This window comes from Breoghania sp., from assembly GCF_030066895.1.
In the GTDB taxonomy this organism is placed as follows: Bacteria; Pseudomonadota; Alphaproteobacteria; order Rhizobiales; family Stappiaceae; genus Breoghania.
Map to the genome: position 1 here is coordinate 265631 of NZ_JASJAV010000002.1, position 16571 is coordinate 282201.

At 62.1% G+C, this 16571-nt stretch carries 17 protein-coding genes and 2 pseudogenes; 9 read left to right on the forward strand and 10 right to left on the reverse strand.

Annotated features, from left to right (window positions below):
* Window positions 1-536 precede the first annotated feature (536 nt).
* The 3 genes from QNJ43_RS04590 to QNJ43_RS04600 are packed head-to-tail and all read left to right on the forward strand — an operon-like array spanning window position 537 to window position 1759.
* The gene (locus tag QNJ43_RS04590; RefSeq protein WP_300467747.1) at window positions 537-1019 is read left to right on the forward strand and encodes a hypothetical protein; all 483 of its coding nucleotides are present in this window, start codon (window positions 537-539) and stop codon (window positions 1017-1019) included.
* Complete coding sequence (locus QNJ43_RS04595) at window positions 956-1462, forward strand: glycosyltransferase family 87 protein (protein ID WP_300467749.1); 507 nt, start codon at window positions 956-958, stop codon at window positions 1460-1462. The genes QNJ43_RS04590 and QNJ43_RS04595 overlap by 64 nt, the downstream gene beginning before the upstream one ends.
* Before the next feature lie 24 nt (window positions 1463-1486).
* On the forward strand, window positions 1487-1759 hold the full coding sequence (locus QNJ43_RS04600; protein WP_300467751.1) for a hypothetical protein: 273 nt from the start codon (window positions 1487-1489) through the stop codon (window positions 1757-1759).
* Here QNJ43_RS04600 and QNJ43_RS04605 read toward each other — a convergent pair.
* Both QNJ43_RS04605 and QNJ43_RS04610 read right to left on the reverse strand, forming a co-directional pair.
* On the reverse strand, window positions 1723-2736 hold the full coding sequence (locus tag QNJ43_RS04605; protein WP_300467753.1) for a bifunctional riboflavin kinase/FAD synthetase: 1014 nt from the start codon (window positions 2734-2736) through the stop codon (window positions 1723-1725). The two genes, QNJ43_RS04600 and QNJ43_RS04605, sit on opposite strands and share 37 nt — an antisense overlap.
* Window positions 2737-2869: 133 nt before the next feature.
* A complete protein-coding gene (locus tag QNJ43_RS04610) occupies window positions 2870-3322 on the reverse strand; it encodes a MaoC family dehydratase (RefSeq protein WP_300467755.1) in 453 nt (150 codons plus the stop codon).
* 255 nt (window positions 3323-3577) lie between these two features.
* Here QNJ43_RS04610 and QNJ43_RS04615 point away from each other — a divergent pair.
* The 4 genes and pseudogenes from QNJ43_RS04615 (at window position 3578) to QNJ43_RS04630 (ending at window position 4903) form a co-directional block, all read left to right on the forward strand.
* Window positions 3578-3966: pseudogene (locus QNJ43_RS04615) on the forward strand (response regulator).
* A gap of 244 nt (window positions 3967-4210) precedes the next feature.
* On the forward strand, window positions 4211-4375 hold the full coding sequence (locus QNJ43_RS04620; protein WP_300467757.1) for a hypothetical protein: 165 nt from the start codon (window positions 4211-4213) through the stop codon (window positions 4373-4375).
* 24 nt (window positions 4376-4399) lie between these two features.
* A complete protein-coding gene (locus tag QNJ43_RS04625) occupies window positions 4400-4600 on the forward strand; it encodes a hypothetical protein (RefSeq protein WP_300467759.1) in 201 nt (66 codons plus the stop codon).
* A 60-nt stretch (window positions 4601-4660) separates the two neighbouring features.
* Complete coding sequence (locus tag QNJ43_RS04630) at window positions 4661-4903, forward strand: hypothetical protein (protein WP_300467761.1); 243 nt, start codon at window positions 4661-4663, stop codon at window positions 4901-4903.
* Between the two features lie 130 nt (window positions 4904-5033).
* On the opposite strand, the gene QNJ43_RS04635 is transcribed toward QNJ43_RS04630, so the two are convergent.
* Window positions 5034-5912: a TIGR01459 family HAD-type hydrolase gene (locus tag QNJ43_RS04635; protein ID WP_300467763.1), complete on the reverse strand. Its 879-nt coding sequence runs from the start codon at window positions 5910-5912 to the stop codon at window positions 5034-5036.
* A gap of 213 nt (window positions 5913-6125) precedes the next feature.
* Between QNJ43_RS04635 and mutL the strand changes: the two genes are divergently transcribed.
* Both mutL and QNJ43_RS04645 read left to right on the forward strand, forming a co-directional pair.
* The gene (gene mutL / locus QNJ43_RS04640) at window positions 6126-8066 is read left to right on the forward strand and encodes a DNA mismatch repair endonuclease MutL (RefSeq protein WP_300467765.1); all 1941 of its coding nucleotides are present in this window, start codon (window positions 6126-6128) and stop codon (window positions 8064-8066) included.
* Window positions 8067-8477: 411 nt separating this feature from the next.
* Window positions 8478-10976 carry a L,D-transpeptidase family protein gene (locus tag QNJ43_RS04645; protein ID WP_300467768.1) on the forward strand — a complete coding sequence of 833 codons (2499 nt, stop codon included), beginning with the start codon at window positions 8478-8480 and terminating at the stop codon, window positions 10974-10976.
* Between the two features lie 316 nt (window positions 10977-11292).
* Here QNJ43_RS04645 and QNJ43_RS04650 read toward each other — a convergent pair whose 3' ends face one another.
* From QNJ43_RS04650 to QNJ43_RS04680, 7 genes and pseudogenes are all read right to left on the reverse strand, one after another.
* Complete coding sequence (locus tag QNJ43_RS04650) at window positions 11293-11868, reverse strand: hypothetical protein (RefSeq protein ID WP_300467770.1); 576 nt, start codon at window positions 11866-11868, stop codon at window positions 11293-11295.
* Window positions 11841-12023, reverse strand: coding sequence for a hypothetical protein (locus tag QNJ43_RS04655; RefSeq protein ID WP_300467771.1), 183 nt, complete (start codon window positions 12021-12023; stop codon window positions 11841-11843). Before QNJ43_RS04655 ends, QNJ43_RS04650 begins: the two co-directional genes overlap by 28 nt.
* Window positions 12024-12299: 276 nt before the next feature.
* Window positions 12300-12749, reverse strand: coding sequence for a response regulator (locus QNJ43_RS04660; protein WP_300467773.1), 450 nt, complete (start codon window positions 12747-12749; stop codon window positions 12300-12302).
* A 228-nt stretch (window positions 12750-12977) separates the two neighbouring features.
* Entirely contained in the window at window positions 12978-13739 is a 762-nt protein-coding gene (locus tag QNJ43_RS04665) for an ABC transporter permease (protein ID WP_300467775.1), read from the reverse strand.
* Window positions 13736-14662 (reverse strand): ABC transporter ATP-binding protein, encoded by a 927-nt coding sequence (locus QNJ43_RS04670; RefSeq protein WP_300467777.1) that lies wholly within the window; start codon window positions 14660-14662, stop codon window positions 13736-13738. The genes QNJ43_RS04665 and QNJ43_RS04670 overlap by 4 nt, the downstream gene beginning before the upstream one ends.
* 124 nt (window positions 14663-14786) lie before the next feature.
* Window positions 14787-15347: a 16S rRNA (guanine(966)-N(2))-methyltransferase RsmD gene (gene rsmD, locus QNJ43_RS04675; protein WP_300467779.1), complete on the reverse strand. Its 561-nt coding sequence runs from the start codon at window positions 15345-15347 to the stop codon at window positions 14787-14789.
* 402 nt (window positions 15348-15749) lie between these two features.
* Window positions 15750-16493 (reverse strand): annotated as a pseudogene (locus QNJ43_RS04680) (pseudouridine synthase); the annotation flags it as partial.
* Window positions 16494-16571 lie beyond the last annotated feature (78 nt).

Consider the following 16571-nt stretch of genomic DNA (forward strand, 5'->3'; position numbering starts at 1 on the left):
CCGACCACGAACGAGATGAAGGCGGTGAAGATCGGCTGTCCGCCGATACCAAAGGCAAGTCAGCTGTTGACCCCCGATTGAAACGCCGGACCCATTCCGGCAACAAGCGCGATCAGGGGATAGAGCAGAGCATTCATGAATTTCTTTCCAGGCGATTGAGTGTCTGCGGGACCTTGTCCTCCCGTAGGCCGCAGAGTGTCGAAGTGGGGACGATGATGAGTTGCCGCCGCAATGCTCCCTCATGCGGCAGACGGTTCGCTTTTCCGGTGCGTGCTGGCCGGGCGAGACCAGCTTCGCTGGAAAGGCAGTCGTTCAAGCGACGATATTGCTTGCTTTGCGCAGCCGAGGTCGGGAACCTGCGCGTGTAAGGTGGGGGTGCTCGTAGGGCATCAAGGCCGGGATGTATAGCTTCTCCGGGGAAGCTTGGTAAGGCGCTTGTTCGCGGCCGTCGTGCTATGGCTTGCTGAAACGGCACAATCTCGCCGATAGGTTGGGGCGCCTCAGGTGCGGCAAGCAGGGACGAGACGGGAGACGCGATGAACCGGGTATGGGGCGCACTGCGCGAGGGCACATGGGTGCGTGCGGGTCTTGTCCGCTTCGCGGCCGTCCTGGCCTTCGTGGGAAGCGTCGGGGTCTTTGCCGCGATGATCCTCGTTCCCAACGCCTATCAAAGTCCCTCCGGTAAGACGCTGCTGATCTATTTCCTGAGTTTCTGGTCGGCGGCCCGCGAGGCCGTGGCGGGCATGCCTGCGGCTCCCTACGATACTGTCGCCTTCCAGGCCTACCAGATCGCCGTCACGGGCGATCTGGAGATGTTCTCCTCCTTCCTCTACCCGCCGACCTGGCTTCTCGTGCTGGTGCCCGTCGGGACGATGGCCTTCGTGCCCGCTTTTATCCTCTTCTCTCTCGTCGGGCTCGGGCTGTTCGCCTTTGCCATGCGGGCGGTTTCGGGGGCATGGCGTATCGCGCTGCCGCTGCTCGCCGCGCCGATGGTGCTGAACACGGTGCTTCACGGATAAAACGTGCTTATCTCCGCGACCCTGTTCGCCTTCGCAATGGTGGCGATGGAGCATACAGTTTCTTTCTCGCGGGGATCGTCATCGGCCTTCTGACCTACAAGCCGCAGCTCGGCGTTCTGATTCCCGTCGCTCTTCTTGTCGCCGGCTATTGGCGCACGATCTTCGGCGCGGCGGTCTCAACCCTGCTCTTCGCGCTGGCAAGCTGGCTTGCGTTCGGGTCCGAACCTTGGCTGGTCTTCATTGCCCAGGCCTATGTCGGCGGCGAGATCCTCGAAAACGGCTGGGTGGATTGGGAGAAGATGGTGTCCGTCTACGTCGCCGCGCGGGTTCTAGGCCTGTCGAGCAATTCCGCCTGGATTTGCCAGGGGGCAGCGGCGCTAATTGCTCTGGGCGCGGTGGTCGCGACCTGGTGGAGGGCCGGGGATTTCACTGCCTGCGTCTGAGTTCTCATCGTCGCAAGCGTGCTGGTGACGCCCTTCGCGCTGACCTACGACCTGACGGTGCTGCTTGTCCCGGTCGCTTTCCTTATTCGGGACGGTCTTCGCAACGGCTTCCGCTCATGGGAGGTGTCGTGGCTCGCGCTTCTCATCGCGGTTGGCGCGGTGACGGGCGGTATCGGCCTTCATTTGGAAATTCCGGTGGCGCCGCTTCTGGTCGCGATCATGCTCGCTCTGGGTCTGCGCCGTGCGTTCGGCGCTGCACCTCAGTCCGCGGTGCCGTCCGTACGCGGAATGTCATAGAGCGGCGACAGCGGCCGGAGCGAGGCGAGGGCCGCGCGTGCCTTTTCGCTGTCGCGATCCATCTGCGCGATCAGCGCATCCAGACTGTCGAACTTCTCCTCGCCGCGCAGATAGCTGGCAAAGGAGACGGTCAGCGTCTTGCCATAGAGGTTGCCGGAGAAGTCGAAGACGTGCACTTCGAGAAGCGGGGCGCCGTTATCGAAGGTCGGCCGCTTGCCGAAATTCGCCACCCCGTCATGCAGCACCCCGTCGATGACGACGCGCACCGCGTAGATGCCGTAAGCCAGCGTGCAATCGGCATCCAGCGCGATATTGGCCGTGGGATAGCCAAGCTCGCGCCCGAGCTTGTCGCCGTCGCGCACCGTGCCCTCGGTAAACCAGCGATAGCCAAGGAGCGCATTGGCGAGTACGATTTCCCCTTGCGAAAGCGCATCGCGGATGCGGCTTGAGGAGATCGTCTCCCCGCCCTCGTCATGGATACGATCGACGATGGAGACGCCGAAGCCGTGCTCTTCCCCCGATTGCCGGAGGTAATCCGGGGTTCCGGCGCGCGCGCGGCCGAAATGGAAGTCATAGCCGGTGACCGCGTGAACGATCCCGAGCCGTTCCACCAGAATGTGGGTGACGAATTCGGACGCCTCGTGCAGCGCAAAGGATGCGTCGAAGGGCAGCACCAGCATTCCGTCCAGGCCGAAGGCTTCGACGATTTCGGCCTTGGCATGGGGCGGGGTGAGTCGGAAAAGAGGATTTTGCGGCGTGAAGACGGACCGCGGATGCGGTTCGAACGTCATCACGTAGCCCGGCACGCCCAGGCGATCGGCCTCCTCGCGCACCTTGTCCAGAACCGACTGATGGCCGCGATGAACGCCGTCAAAATTCCCGATACCGACGACCCCGCCTTTCAAGGCGTCAGGAAAGGCATCAAGGGAATAGGCGGTGTGAAAGGCTTTCGGCGCCGGCGCGAAGGACTGCGGCATTCGGACGAACCCCGATGGGTGTGGTGAGGTTGCGGACCGTGACGACTTCGCCGTCAAAGGTCAAGCGCGGAAACGTGCCGCACCGAGGTCGCGGCCGGTCGCGTACTTGAGTGTCGGAGGGATAGGCTGCGCCCTAGTCGACCCCGCCGGGATCGCCGCGCCCGGGCACTTTCACCACGGCCTCGCCTTCTAGCACCACCGTATCGCCGACCTTGGCCTCGCAGGTCAGGCGTGCCTTTCTGCCGCGCTCCGTCAGTTCGGCAACGGTCACGGTGACGTCCAGCACGTCGCCAATCCGCACTGGCGCCTTGAAGTTCAGCGTCTGCGACAGATAGATCGCGCCGGGGCCGGGCAGGTGGGTGCCGAGCACGGCGGAAATCAGGCTCGCGGTATAGAGACCGTGGGCGATGCGGGTGCGGAACGGCGTCCGTGCGGCGAAATGCTCCGACAGATGAATCGGATTGCGTTCGCCCGATACCTCTGCAAATCCGATGACGTCATCGCTGTTGACGGTCTTGGTCAGCGTCTCGCTCATTCCGACGTTCAAGTCTTCGAAATAGAGCGTACGCAGAGGCGGTAGGGACATTGCCAAGTTCCGGAAAATGTAGAGACGGGATATGCAGGTTAGAAACGTTGAAGGCGGCGCTCAATTCGGCTTTGGGAGCATACACTGAAGTCGCGAACGTGGATTGGCGGATTTTAACTCTCTTTTCAGTCCCCTCTGCTTATTGTAGCGCCATGCGTGGGGAGCCGGGGTACCGGCAGCTCTCTTTCCTGGATTGTCACAACGCTGTTCGGCCGCCATGGCCATGGCTGTTCAGGTGAGTGTATGGAGTAGAATATGGCCCTTAATTTTTCGATGCCGGTTCTTATTGTTGATGATTACAAGACGATGATCCGCATCATTCGCAACCTGCTGAAACAACTGGGTTTCAGTGACATCGACGATGCTGCGGATGGCACCGAGGCGCTGGAGAAGATGAAGCAGCGCAAATCAAATACGGTCTCGTGATCTCCGGCTGGAACATGGAACCGATGACCGGATCCTAGCTGCTGAAGCAGGTCCGTTCCGATTTGGGGCTTTGCAAGACGCCCTTCATCATGGTCACGGCGGAATCCAAGACCGAGAACGTCATCGCCGCCAAGAAGGCCGGCGTGAACAACTACATCGTGAAGCCGTTGAATGCGCAGACGTTGAAGGGCAAGATCGACGCTGTCTTCAACGACTAGCGATTGCGATCGGCAGACGGGCACGCGCGAGCGGTCGCATGACATGTGACAAGCGCCGCCGCCCGCCACACCAAAAGAAAGTGAACCGGATCAGGCGGCCCCGACTTGAGGCAAGTCGGGCTTGATCGGGTATTCGCCGCCGCCGGCACACGAAAGTGAGCTTGATGGGAGGAGAAAAAAGAGATCGCGCGGGACCACAAGAGGGTCGACATGCGCGATAGACAGGGAAAGTACCATGGTGCCGATGGCGAAACATGACGTCTTGGGCGTAATCAAGTTTCTTCAGGACAACAAGCAGCGCGACGGAGAAGTCTCCTTGGGCGACGTCATGCGTCTTACGGAGGTGATGGCCGGCGACTTCAAGAGCGTCCTCCATTTGTACGCACCGTCCATGCGGCAGGAATTCTAGGATATCGCGTCCGAGATCGCGCGGATGAAGCAGCACGTGGTGCATCTGCGCGCCGCAGACATGAAGCACAACCGCATCCCCGAGGCCGGGCGCGAGCTGGACGCCATCGTCGAGGCGACCGAAGAGGCAACGCAGACGATCGTGGCCGCGGCCGAAGAGATCATGGCCGCCGACACCACGGACACCGCCGCCTATCAGTCGATGGTCGGCGACAAGATGATCTAGATCTTCGAGGCCTGCGCCTTCCAGGACATTACCGGCCAGCGCATTTCCAAGGTCGTCAAGATGCTCTCCTACATCGATGAGCGCGTCTCGAACTTCATCGAGCGCCTTCGCATCATCGAGAACGAGGACGTGGAGATCGAGGAAACCGAGGACGAGCGGCGCGCACGCGAACTCATCCTTCACAGCCCGCAGCACGCAGGCGAGGGTGTTTCCCAGGCCGATATCGACGCCATGCTGAGCGGCGATGATTCGGAAGGCTCCGCCGAATCCGATCAGGCGGATATCGACAAGCTGTTCGATTGACGGCCCAAACCGACGGCGAAAGCCCGAACTCACCGACATTCGACGAAAAGGCCCCAGGCGCAGCGCGCAGGGGCCTTTCGTGTATTCGGCGCAAGATCCCGGTTCACGGGGCCGTTGACGGCAAAGCGATTTACCAGGAAAGCCGGGGCATTGCCGCGCGCGCCGAAAGCCCTTCGTCGGCGAGTCGTTCCTCGACGCGCCGGCAGTCGGGCATTTCGGCTGCGCCAAAATCGGCGGCGTGAATGCCCGCGGTGATGAAGAGGACGTCGAGCCCCTGCTGGCAGGCACCCTTGATGTCGGTCGGCAGACCGTCGCCGATGGCCAGCACCTTGGAACGGTCCTGCGTGTGTCCCGAAAGTCGCTCCAGTTCGCCGATCGCGCGGTCGTAGATTGGCTTGTAGGGCTTGCCGAGGATCTGCACCTTGCCGCCCATTTCGCCGTAATCGCGCGCCAGTGCGCCCGCGCACCAGATTAGCGTGTTGCCGCGCTCAACGACCACGTCCGGATTGGCGCAGATCATGGAAAAGCCGCGGTCGATCAGATACTTAAAGCGCTCGTGATAGTTTTCCGGCGTCTCGGTCACACCGTCGTAGAGCCCGGTGCAGACGATCAATCCGCCATCCTCGGTCTTGGAAGCGTCCTCCACCAGGGTCAATCCCGTGCCCTCGTAGAGCGTGTAGTCGCGCTCCGGCCCGATATGAACGACCGTGTCGCCCGCATGGGCGGCCAGAAGTGCGTGGGTGACGTCGCCGGACGTAACGATGGAGTCGTAGGCCTCGCGGGCAAAGCCCAGACCGTCGAGCTGATCGTAGATCGGCGCGGACGGGCGCGGCGCATTGGTGATCAGAATGACCCGCCCGCCGCCTTCGCGAAACCGGGTCAGGGCATCGGCCGCACCCGGATTGACGCGCACGCCGTTATGCACGACACCCCAAACGTCGCACAGGATGCCGTCATAGTCGGATGCGATGGTCGAAAGTCCGGGAAGAAGCAGGCTGTCGGCGGTCATCGGGGCCCGGATCTGATAGGATGAAGGTCACAAAAGATTCGGCCGTCGGAAGCGGTCGTCCGCGTGTCGAGAGGATCTCGAGCTCGGCGGCCGTGCGGCGGCGTGCGGCACACCATAGTCGAACGACCGTCCCCCGCAAGTCCGCAATTACGGGCATACGGGTCGTGTTCGGTGCATGGACCTCGCACAATGGCAAACCCTCAGGAACTTGGCGTGGCAGTCAGGCAACTTTCAGAAACCGTCATCAATCGCATCGCGGCAGGCGAGGTGATCGAACGCCCGGCCTCGGTCGTTAAGGAACTCGTCGAGAACGCGCTTGACGCAGGGGCGTCTCGTATCGAGATCGTGACGGCGGCGGGCGGCAAGACCCTGATGCGCATCACTGACGACGGCCTGGGCATGACGGCCGCCGATCTGGCGCTCGCGGTGGAGCGGCATTGCACCTCCAAGCTCGCTGAAAACGACCTGATGGATATTTGCACGCTCGGGTTTCGCGGCGAGGCGCTGCCGTCCATCGGCGCGGTCGCCCGTCTGACCATCGCCACGCGCAACGAGAGCGAGCCGCACGGCTGGGAGATCAGCGTGGATGGCGGCGAGAAGAGCGAGGTCATGCCCAGCGCCTTGAACCGCGGCATGCGGGTCGAGGTGCGTGATCTCTTCTTCGCAACGCCCGCGCGGCTAAAATTCCTGAAATCCGACCGCGCGGAAACGGCGGCGATCACCGAGGTCGTCAAGCGCATCGCGCTTGTGCATCCCCATGTGCGCTTCTCGCTGTCCGGTCCCGACCGTCGACAGCCGTTCGATCTTCCCGCCGCAACCGGCTCCGATGCCCGCCTTGTCCGTATCGGTCAGGTTCTGGGCTCCGATTTCGTCGACAACGCCATGGCGATCGAGGCGGAGCGCGAAGGCGTACGGCTCTCCGGCTTCGCGGGGCTCCCCACCTATCACCGCGCCAACGCCCTGCAGCAGTTCTTTTTCGTCAACGGTCGCCCGGTGCGCGACAAGCAGCTTCTCGGCGCGCTGCGCGGGGCCTATTCGGACGTTCTGGCGCGCGATCGCCATCCCATCGTCGTGCTCGATATCGATCTCGATCCCCATCAGGTCGACGTGAACGTCCACCCGGCAAAAGCCAACGTGCGTTTTCGCGACGGACAGCTGGTGCGTGGCCTGATCGTCGGCTCGATCAAGCGCGCGCTGGTGGAAGCCGGGCACCGCGCCTCCACGACCGGCGGGCACGAGGCGCTCGATTTCGCCCGGCCGAACGGCATTGATCCGCGCGGTCGCCCGACAGCGGGGTATTCAGGTGCGGGGGCCGGGTATCGCAGCGGCTATGTCACCCCGGCGCGGCCTTCAGGCGATGCGCAGGACTGGCGCCTGTCCGCCTTCTGTCCGCTTCAGGGCGGGGCAGGCGAGGGGGCTGGAGCCGCCACGCTTGAGGCGGCGCGCGGAGACGTGGTTGCCATGTCATTTGGCGGCTCCGATCTTGCCGAGGAACAGGTTCCCTTTTCCGGTTTCAACGGGTTGTCGGCGGATACCCGCGCCGACGCCGCACCGCTCGATCACGAAGTGGAGGCCCGGCCGCTGGGGGCTGCCCGCGCTCAGATCCACGCCAACTATATCGTCGCGCAGACCGAGGACGGTCTCGTCATCGTGGACCAGCACGCCGCGCACGAGCGTCTCGTCTACGAGCGGTTGAAGGAGGCGTTGGCGGCCAAGGGCGTGTCGAGCCAGATGCTGCTCATTCCCGAAGTGGTGGAATTGCCCCAGGAGGATGTGAACCGTCTCCTGGAGCGCGCCGACGAACTGTCGGAATGCGGGCTCGTGCTGGAGGGATTCGGCCCCGGCGCGGTTGCCGTGCGCGCCTCGCCCGCCTTGCTGGGTGATACCGATATCCGGGGACTGGTGCGCGATATCGCCGACGACATCGCCGACATGAATGCGGCCACGCGGTTGTGCGAGCGGCTCGATCACGTCGCCGCCACCATGGCGTGTCACGGTTCGGTCAAATCCGGTCGCAGGCTCCGGCCGGAAGAGATGAACGCGCTCTTGCGCGAGATGGAGGCGACTCCGCTCTCGGGGCAGTGCAATCACGGCCGCCCGACCTGGATCGAGCTGAAGCTCGCCGACATCGAGAAACTTTTCGGCCGACGCTGACCTTGCGTTCGTCAGGTTGACGCCGGTGCAAGCCTGTGGCGCGCGCGACACAAGAGCCGCCAAAACGCATTTTTCAGAGCGTGTATACAGGCGGAAACATGGCGGAAAACTGCGCAAAAGGTGACCCGCTACCATTTTTCACGGGCATCGAGATGGTGCAAACAGTGATACAGATCACCGGAACTTGCACGCGCCTGCTGCATTAATGCCGAAATGTCGGGTGTAGAAGCAGGCCGCGCATCCCTTGCAGGGATTCTCCCCCGACAAGGGCGGCCGACCGTTGGCCCCGTGATCGGTCAAGATAAGCTCGCTCTAATGTGAAATCCGATCGCGGTCGGTGTCGTGTTTGGTTAACTTCGTTCAGGTGATTCTGGTTTTTGAATGACGATGAAGAAATCTGGTAGGTTCCTAATGACGTTCACGATACGCGGCCACCAGACGGCGCTTGTTTCCGCCCTGCTCGCCGGCGCGGTGATAACGGCCAGCCAACCCGCAGCCGCCCAAGGTGCGGACCGCTTCGCTGGGGCCCGCAGTGCCGAACGCATGCGCGTGGAAGATCAGGGCCGCGACTATCGCGATCCGCAGGATCATCGCGCACCGCGCGGCTATTGCGAAGAGCGTCGCGGCGGGGGCTTTTTTGGATGGGCCGGTTGGGGTAGCAACCGCGCCGATTACGATTACGACCGCTACGATCCCGAGCCGGTCAAGGCGCACGTTTCCAGCCCGCGCTATCTCACCTACAAACCGGATGAATTGGAGACGGTCTCTCTCGAGGTCCTGTCGCGCGCCGTGGCTGAGGCGGCCGTCAAGCGTCAGCAGGCGGCCGCGGAAGCGGAAGCCGAGCGCAAACAGGTCGCAGCCGATGCCGCAGCAACTGCTGCTGCCAAGGATGCCGAGGCGCAGCCCGAGAACGTCGCCGCAGCCGATGATTCCAGCCAGGGCGTGCAGCCTGAGCAGGCAGCCGCGAATGCCGGTGTCGCCGTCAACGACGCCGACGCTCAGGCCGGGAACGCGGAAACGACCGACGTCGTGACCGGTTCCATCGCCACTTCCGGTGATAATCCGAACGAGGCGACTGTCGCGTCCGACGATACGGCTTCCGAAGGTACGCCTGCCAGTGACGTGGTCGCTGCCGAGGATGCTTCGACCGATCCTGCCCCGCAGCAGGTGGCGACGGCCGACACCGGGACGGACGCAACCGCGACCGATGCCGACACACCGGCGGCAGCGCCGGTTGTCGAGACCCCGGTCGATCCGAGTGCGCCCACGCCGTTTGAGCGCGATGCGAATACGCTCGCCTCTCTCAAGCTTCGCGCGCTGCCCCAGGTGATCGACGCCATCGAGGCGCACTACACCAAGCAGACGTCGTTTGTCTGGGTGAAGGACGGTAAGGTGTCCGACAAGGCGCTCGCCGCGATGAGGGTTCTGGCGGCCGCCGATACCGTCGGGCTCGATCTGAGCGACTACCGGGTGGAACTGCCGCACGATACCGTGGCGATGCAAGCCGCAGACGTGGAAGTGGCAAGCAACAACACGGGCAATGACGGCATTCTGTTCGATGCGGACGATACGCTGGGCGCATCCGGACTGAAGGCACGCACCCACGAAAGCGAGCTGATGCGCTTCGAGATGGAGCTGTCCGCCGCCGTTCTGACCTACGCACTCGATGCCGAGCGCGGCCGTATCGCCCCCGATCGCATTTCCGAGTACCACGATCTGCCCCGTCACAAGGTCGACCTCGATGCGGTCATGACGGAATTTGCCTCGAGCGAGGATGTCGCGGCCGATCTTGAGGCGCGCAACCCGACCAGCAAGGAATTCAAGGGGCTGGTCGCGACCCTGGCCGAGCTCAAGGCATCGGATGCTCAGGCGACTGTCTCGATCGCGCCGCACACGCTCATCAAGCCGGGCGAGAGCGATCCGGAGATGGCGAACGTGATCAAGGCGATCAGCCTGAAGGCCTCGGACGATCTGAAGGCCGAGCATGTCGACACGTTCGACACCTATGACGGCGGCGAAACCTACACGCCGGAGCTGGTGCCTCTGGTCAAGGACTACCAGCGCGAAGCCGGATTGTCGGCCGACGGTGTGGTCGGTCCCAACACCGTTCGCTCGATGGTCGGCATGACGAATGCCGCCAAGATCGAACGGGTGAAGCTCGCCATGGAGCGGATGCGTTGGCTGCCGCGCGATCTGGGCGATCGCCGCGTCTTCATCAACCAGCCGGCTTTCACCGCCACCTACGTGCAGAAGGGCCGCGATCCGCTGTCCATGCGTGTCGTGGTGGGCAAGAAGTCCAACCAGACGAACTCCTTCTACGACCACATCGAGACGGTGGAATACAACCCCTACTGGGGCGTGCCCTACTCGATCATCGTCAACGAGATGCTGCCGAAGCTGAACAAGAACCCCTACTATCTCGACGATGCGGGATATGAGGTCACCACGGTCAACGGCCGCGAGGTCTCTTCCGCCTCCGTCGATTGGCGCGCTGTGGTCAACAAGCAGGAATCGATCAATGTCCGTCAGCGCCCCGGCCGCTTCAATGCGCTGGGCCAGCTGAAGATCCTGTTCCCGAACAAGCATCACATCTACATGCACGACACGCCCGCCAAGTCGCTGTTCAACCGCGCCAACCGTGCTTTCAGCCACGGCTGTGTGCGTCTGCAGGACCCGCAGGCGATGGCCGCGGCGGTGCTGGGCAAGGACAAGGCCTACGTGAACGAGCGGATCGCCGAGGGCAAGAACGAGGCGGATCCGGTGAGCGGGAACATCCCCGTCTACGTGTCCTATTTCACGGCTTGGCCGGACGCCAAGACCGGGACGGTTCGCTACTTCCCGGACATTTACGACCGCGACATGTACCTCTCCCGCGCCATCGAGGCGACGCGCGAGGCTCGTCACCGCTAAGTACGGGACGTCCTGCGATGAAGTTGAGATGAGGCGCCTTCGGGCGCCTCTTTTCGTTTCAGGACATGGAACGGGGCGACGGTTCTCCGAGGCGGGGAAGGGCGCATGCCCGGCTACGCCTCCCGTCTCGCTCAGGTGGGCCGTCACCGTGATGCGAGGGATGCGCGGGGACGGGGTGTACTTGATCGCGTTGCCGATCAGGTTCTGGAAGATCTGGCGCACAAGAAGCGGATCGCCCTTGGCGAAGACGTTCTCCACGTCGATATCGAGCGTGCCGTTGCGCGCGGCGACCGGCTGTTCGAACAGGTCCGCCGCCTCATGGATTGCATCGCCGATATTGATCGGGGGGGGGGGGTGCGAGGGGTCGTACTGGCTCATCTTGGAAAAGCGCAGCAGATCCATGACCATCGTGCGCACCTGTACCGACATCTTGCGCAACCGGTTTGCCGTGTGGCGGGCTTCCTCTATGTCGCTGCGGTCCATCCGCCTGTTCCAGAAGGTCGGTATAGACGGAGATTTTGCGCAGCGGCTCCTGAAGGTCGTGCGAGGCGATGTGGGCGAAGCGGCGCGGGCTTTCATTGGCCCGTTCCAGTTCCTCCGCCTTGGTTTCCATTTCCTGCGCACGCACGCTCATATGCGCGCGCAACTGATCCTGAACCCGAATGAGGTCGCGATTGGTGCGGCTGTGGCTGTCCACTTCCTCGATGAGCTGAAGATTGGCCTCGTGCAGCATCGCCGGACTGGGAAGGCGCAGCGCCCTGGGGATGACGAACCACGTCGCCACGACGGCCGCCGCCGAGGAGACGGCGGCGGTAATCAGCTTGACAACGGCTTCCAGACCGTAGATCGGCTCCCACAGGGTGATCAGGGAAAACAGATGGTAGTGCCGCACGCCAGAATGAATGCCGCGAACAGGGCGAAGATCCATTTACGGGCAAGGTCGCGGCGTTTGCGCACGAAGTAGAGCATCGCCACGGGGATTGAGACGTAGCAGACAAAGATCAGAATGTCGGAATGATGTGCATGGCGACCAGATCGCTGCGCCATGTCAGGCAATAGCCATGCGGGGCCAACTGTGTCGTATGAAACAGTGTATCTAAATAATTCAGCATCTTGGCGGTTCCTCCCGGATGCGCGACAGGACCGCTCATGCCCGCTTCGCATGCCGAATATGACGTAACGGATATCTGAAACGACGCGCCTCCGGTTCGTCATGATCAGTATATATCCGAAATAATAATAGTATATTATTACGATAAGCGCAGGTGAGAAGCCGATATTGAATTGTCTTTTGGAGGGATATGGGAGGGTTTTGAAGGAGATTTAAGGGTGTGTACGTGAAAATACGACACGTATATTCACGTTATGTCGAGAATAACTGAAATCAGTTCCGACATCTTCTGAAGGTTGTCGGATTTTACGCAAAACGGATTTCGTGCCGCTGGCAAGGGCGGCCCGATGGGTGTCCGGGTCGGAAGCGGTGGTGATCACGACGACGTCGACCTTGTCCAGGATGTTTTGCGACACGCAATGCTGCAACACGCCCATTCCGTTCACGCCGGGCATGTTGAGATCGAGGAAGATTTTGTCGGGCAGGGTGTCGTCCAGAAGATTTCGGTCGATTTCACCGAGCGCTTCGGAGCCGGAGAGAACGAACGTCAGGTCCAGATTGACGCGTGCCGCTTCCTGAAGTCGTGCGATCGCCTTTTTCATCAGATAAATGTCATCTTCATCTTCATCTTCATCTTCATCTTCATCGTCATCGATGATCATGACCTTGTTCTGATTGGCGCTCTGTCTCTTCATGGGTAACATTTTTCTGTTAGCCCTTATTCCCCTCCGGAGTTAATCCCGGCGTTTGACGTTTCTCTGTTGTCAGTAGATTTAAATTGGAAGTGTTTTTGGCATGTTATAAATATTGAATAAAAATTACCCTAGGTCAATATACGTCAAATTACAATAATTATTGGAATATTTTATTATGTTAAATATTTGATTCTCTCAGGTCTTCAGGCGCCAACCGGTGCGGAAGATCCACCAGATCGCGGTGAGACACAGAGCGAGGAACAGTCCGGTCATGGCGAGCGAGATTCCGACCGAGACATCCGCCGTTCCGTAGAAGCTCCAGCGGAAGCCGGACACGAGATAGACCAGCGGGTTGAACAGCGTCGCCGTGCGCCAGAAGGGGGGCAGCATGTCGATGGAATAGAAGCTGCCGCCCAGAAACGTGAGCGGCGTGACGATGAGCAGCGGCACGAGCTGCAGCTTCTCGAAACTGTCGGCCCAGATGCCGATGATGAAGCCGAACAGCGAGAAGGTGATCGCCGTCAGCACCAGAAAGGCGAGCATGACGAACGGGTGCTCGATCCGGATCGGCACGAACAGGCTGGCCGTGCCCAGAATGATCAGGCCGAGGGTGATCGACTTGGTCGCCGCCGCCCCCACATAGGCGATCACCACCTCCACGAAGGAGATCGGAGCGGACAGGATCTCGTAGATGGTGCCGACGAATTTCGGAAAATAGATGCCGAAGGCGGCATTCGTCAGGCTCTGGGTCAGAAGCGACAGCATGATGAGCCCGGGCACGATGAAGGCCGCGTAGGACACGCCGCCGATCTGATCGATGCGCGAGCCGATGGCCCCACCGAAGACGATGAAATAGAACGAGGTGGAGATGACCGGCGAGACGACGCTTTGCAGCAGCGTGCGAAAGGCGCGAGCCATTTCATAGACGTAGATTGCGCGTACGGCGTGAAAATTCATCGCTGGTTCCTCACCAGATTGACAAAGATCTCCTCCAGCGAACTCTGGCTGGTGGACAGATCCTTGAAACGGATGTCGTTTTCCGAAAGCACCGACAGCAGTCTGGTGATGCCGGTGCGCTCGCCCTGGCTGTCATAGGTGTAGATGAGTTCGCTGCCGTCTTCCCTGAGTTCCAGCCCGCGACCGACCAGCGCCTCGGGAAGCTCGGCAAGCGGGGCGAGAAGCGCCAGGCGAAGCTGCTTGCGCCCGAGCTTGCGCATCAGTTCCGCCTTCTCCTCCACCAGCATCAGTTCACCCTTGTTGATGATGCCGACCTGGTCGGCCATCTCCTCGGCTTCCTCGATATAGTGGGTGGTCAGGATGATGGTGACGCCCTGATCGCGCAGTTCCCGGACCACGTTCCACATGTCGCGGCGAAGCTGTACGTCGACCCCGGCCGTCGGTTCGTCGAGAAACAGGATGTCGGGTTCGTGCGCCAGCGCCTTGGCGATCAGCATGCGCCGTTTCATGCCGCCTGACAGCGTCATCAGCTTGGCGTCGCGCTTGTCGTAGAGGCTCAGCGCCTTCAGTACCTTCTCGATATGGGCCGGGTTCTTGGACTTGCCGAACAGCCCGCGTGACAGGCTGACCGTCGCCCACACGGTCTCGAAGGAATCGGTGGTCAGTTCCTGCGGTACCAGCCCGATGATCGAACGGGCGGCGCGGTAATCGCGCACGATATCGTGGCCGCCGGCCAGAACCGTGCCGTTCGTCGGTTTGACCAGACCGCAGATGATCGAAATGAGTGTGGTTTTGCCCGCACCGTTGGGCCCGAGCAATGCGAAGATTTCGCCCTTCTCGATTGACAGATCTACCGATTTAAGCGCGGTGAAACCGCCGTCATAGACCTTTGAAAGTCCGGAAATCTCAAGTATCGCAGCCATGAAAGCCTTGGATGGGTTTGGTGGGCTCAGGGTGCCCGTCTTCGTGTGGGCACATTTGGGGCTGCGGCGCACAAAGGCAATGCGTGAGGTTACGATTTCGAACCGATTGCTTGCCGACGTCTGCCTATTTGCCGGAAAGACGTAGGAACAGAACCTTGCTGTCGCCAATGCCGCGCTCTTCGACTGTCTCGAACCTGGCCGGAACCTCGACGATCGAATCCGCGGCTTCCTCCAGGACGCAGAGCGCTGTGGGCTTCAGCCAGCCGCCGGCAAGCGCGCTCGAAAGTGCCTTCTCGCCGAGCCCCTTGCGATAGGGCGGATCGAGAAAGACGAGATCGAACGGTTCGATCGTGCCCGCATCGCCAAGCCTCGTGGCATCGCGGCGAAAGATTTTGGTCGCGCCGGTCAGCCCCATCGTCTCGCTATTGCGGCGGATCAGTCCGCGCGGCTCCACCGCCTCTTCGACGAACACGCAGGAGCGGGCCCCATGGCTCAGCGCCTCCAGCCCGAGCGCGCCGGTGCCCGCAAATAGATCCAGCACGCGCGCATCCTCGGCGGCATCGTCAAAGCCGTGGGCGAGAATGTTGAACACGGTTTCGCGCAGACGGTCGGAGGAGGGCCGTGTGGCCGCGCTCTTCGGCGTTGCGAGATGGGTGCCGCGAAAACGGCCGGAGATAATACGCATGAAACTCAAGCCTTACGATTTCGGAGAGCGACCACCCCGAGTCCTGCCTCCAGGTGTCCGGCCGCCCGGAGCCCGGCCGCCTTCGTCCCGTCGATTGGAGCCGCGCCCCGTCGCGCCGCGTCCGTCCGTGCCGCCGGGACGCGCATTGGCGGGAAGACGGCTTCCCGCGCCGCGCCCCTGAACGGCGGGCTTGCCGCCCGTCGCCTTGGTCTCGGCCGCACCGGTTACGCGCTTCTGGCCCGGCTTTGCGTCCTGTTTGTGGTTGGTATGGGCCTTCGCGTGCGCCTGCTCGCCGTGCTTTGCGCTGATCCAGCCCGGCTGGGCCTTCTCGCGCTTCTTGCCGCTTTTCTTGTCGGCCTTCTTGTCCGGCGCTTTCTTGCACTGGTCTTGAAGGCGCTGGTTGATCGGTGCCTCGAAATCGGCCCCCGACTCGCGCGCGAGCTTTTCGCCCAATTGGTCACGCAGCACCCGGCCGCGGATCTCGCGCACCGTGCCCTCGGGCAAATCGGCAAGCTGGAAGGGACCGAAGGACATCCGGATCAGCCGGTTCACCGACAGGCCCAGATGCTCCAGAACGCGCTTGACCTCGCGGTTCTTGCCTTCGCGCAGGCCCAGCGTCAGCCACATGTTCGAGCCCTGCTCGCGGTCCAGCTCCGCCTCGATCGCCCCGTAATAGACGCCGTTGATGGCGATCCCCTTCTTCAGCGCATCGAGATCGGTCTGCGTGACCTTGCCATGCGCGCGCACCCAGTAGCGCCGCAGCCAGCCGGTCGCGGGCAGTTTCAGCACGCGGGCAAGTTCGCCGTCATTGGTCAGCAGCAGCAGACCCTCGGTGTTGATGTCGAGACGGCCGACGCTGAGAACGCGCGGCAGATCCTTTGGCAGCCAGGAGAAGACCGTCGGTCGCCCCTCCGGATCGCGCGTGGTGGTGACCACGCCCTTGGGCTTGTTGAAGAGCCATAGCCGCGTGCGTTCGCGCGCCGGCAGCGGTTCGCCGTCCACCAGCACCTTGTCGCGCGGGCCGACGGTGACGGCGGGGGTTTCAAGCTTGCGGCCGTTGAGTTCGACGCGCCCGGTGGCGATCCACGCCTCCACTTCGTGACGCGAGCACAGCCCGGCGCGCGCCATCACCTTCACGATGCGCTCGCCCTTGGGGCTTTCCTCAGCCGATTTCGATGTGTCCTTGACCATGCAGCGCGTGATAGCAGAGCGCGCGCGCGGCGG

Bases quoted from the DNA above. Each gene is read 5' to 3' on its own strand.
- QNJ43_RS04590 (WP_300467747.1), top strand. From the start codon at position 537: ATGAACCGGGTATGGGGCGCACTGCGCGAGGGCACATGGGTGCGTGCG.
- QNJ43_RS04595 (WP_300467749.1), top strand. From the start codon at position 956: ATGGCGTATCGCGCTGCCGCTGCTCGCCGCGCCGATGGTGCTGAACAC.
- QNJ43_RS04605 (WP_300467753.1), bottom strand. From the start codon at position 2,736: ATGCCGCAGTCCTTCGCGCCGGCGCCGAAAGCCTTTCACACCGCCTAT.
- QNJ43_RS04610 (WP_300467755.1), bottom strand. From the start codon at position 3,322: ATGTCCCTACCGCCTCTGCGTACGCTCTATTTCGAAGACTTGAACGTC.
- QNJ43_RS04620 (WP_300467757.1), top strand. From the start codon at position 4,211: ATGGCGAAACATGACGTCTTGGGCGTAATCAAGTTTCTTCAGGACAAC.
- QNJ43_RS04625 (WP_300467759.1), top strand. From the start codon at position 4,400: ATGAAGCAGCACGTGGTGCATCTGCGCGCCGCAGACATGAAGCACAAC.
- QNJ43_RS04630 (WP_300467761.1), top strand. From the start codon at position 4,661: ATGCTCTCCTACATCGATGAGCGCGTCTCGAACTTCATCGAGCGCCTT.
- QNJ43_RS04635 (WP_300467763.1), bottom strand. From the start codon at position 5,912: ATGACCGCCGACAGCCTGCTTCTTCCCGGACTTTCGACCATCGCATCC.
- QNJ43_RS04645 (WP_300467768.1), top strand. From the start codon at position 8,478: ATGACGTTCACGATACGCGGCCACCAGACGGCGCTTGTTTCCGCCCTG.
- QNJ43_RS04655 (WP_300467771.1), bottom strand. From the start codon at position 12,023: ATGGCGCAGCGATCTGGTCGCCATGCACATCATTCCGACATTCTGATC.
- QNJ43_RS04660 (WP_300467773.1), bottom strand. From the start codon at position 12,749: ATGATCATCGATGACGATGAAGATGAAGATGAAGATGAAGATGAAGAT.
- QNJ43_RS04665 (WP_300467775.1), bottom strand. From the start codon at position 13,739: ATGAATTTTCACGCCGTACGCGCAATCTACGTCTATGAAATGGCTCGC.
- QNJ43_RS04670 (WP_300467777.1), bottom strand. From the start codon at position 14,662: ATGGCTGCGATACTTGAGATTTCCGGACTTTCAAAGGTCTATGACGGC.
- rsmD (WP_300467779.1), bottom strand. From the start codon at position 15,347: ATGCGTATTATCTCCGGCCGTTTTCGCGGCACCCATCTCGCAACGCCG.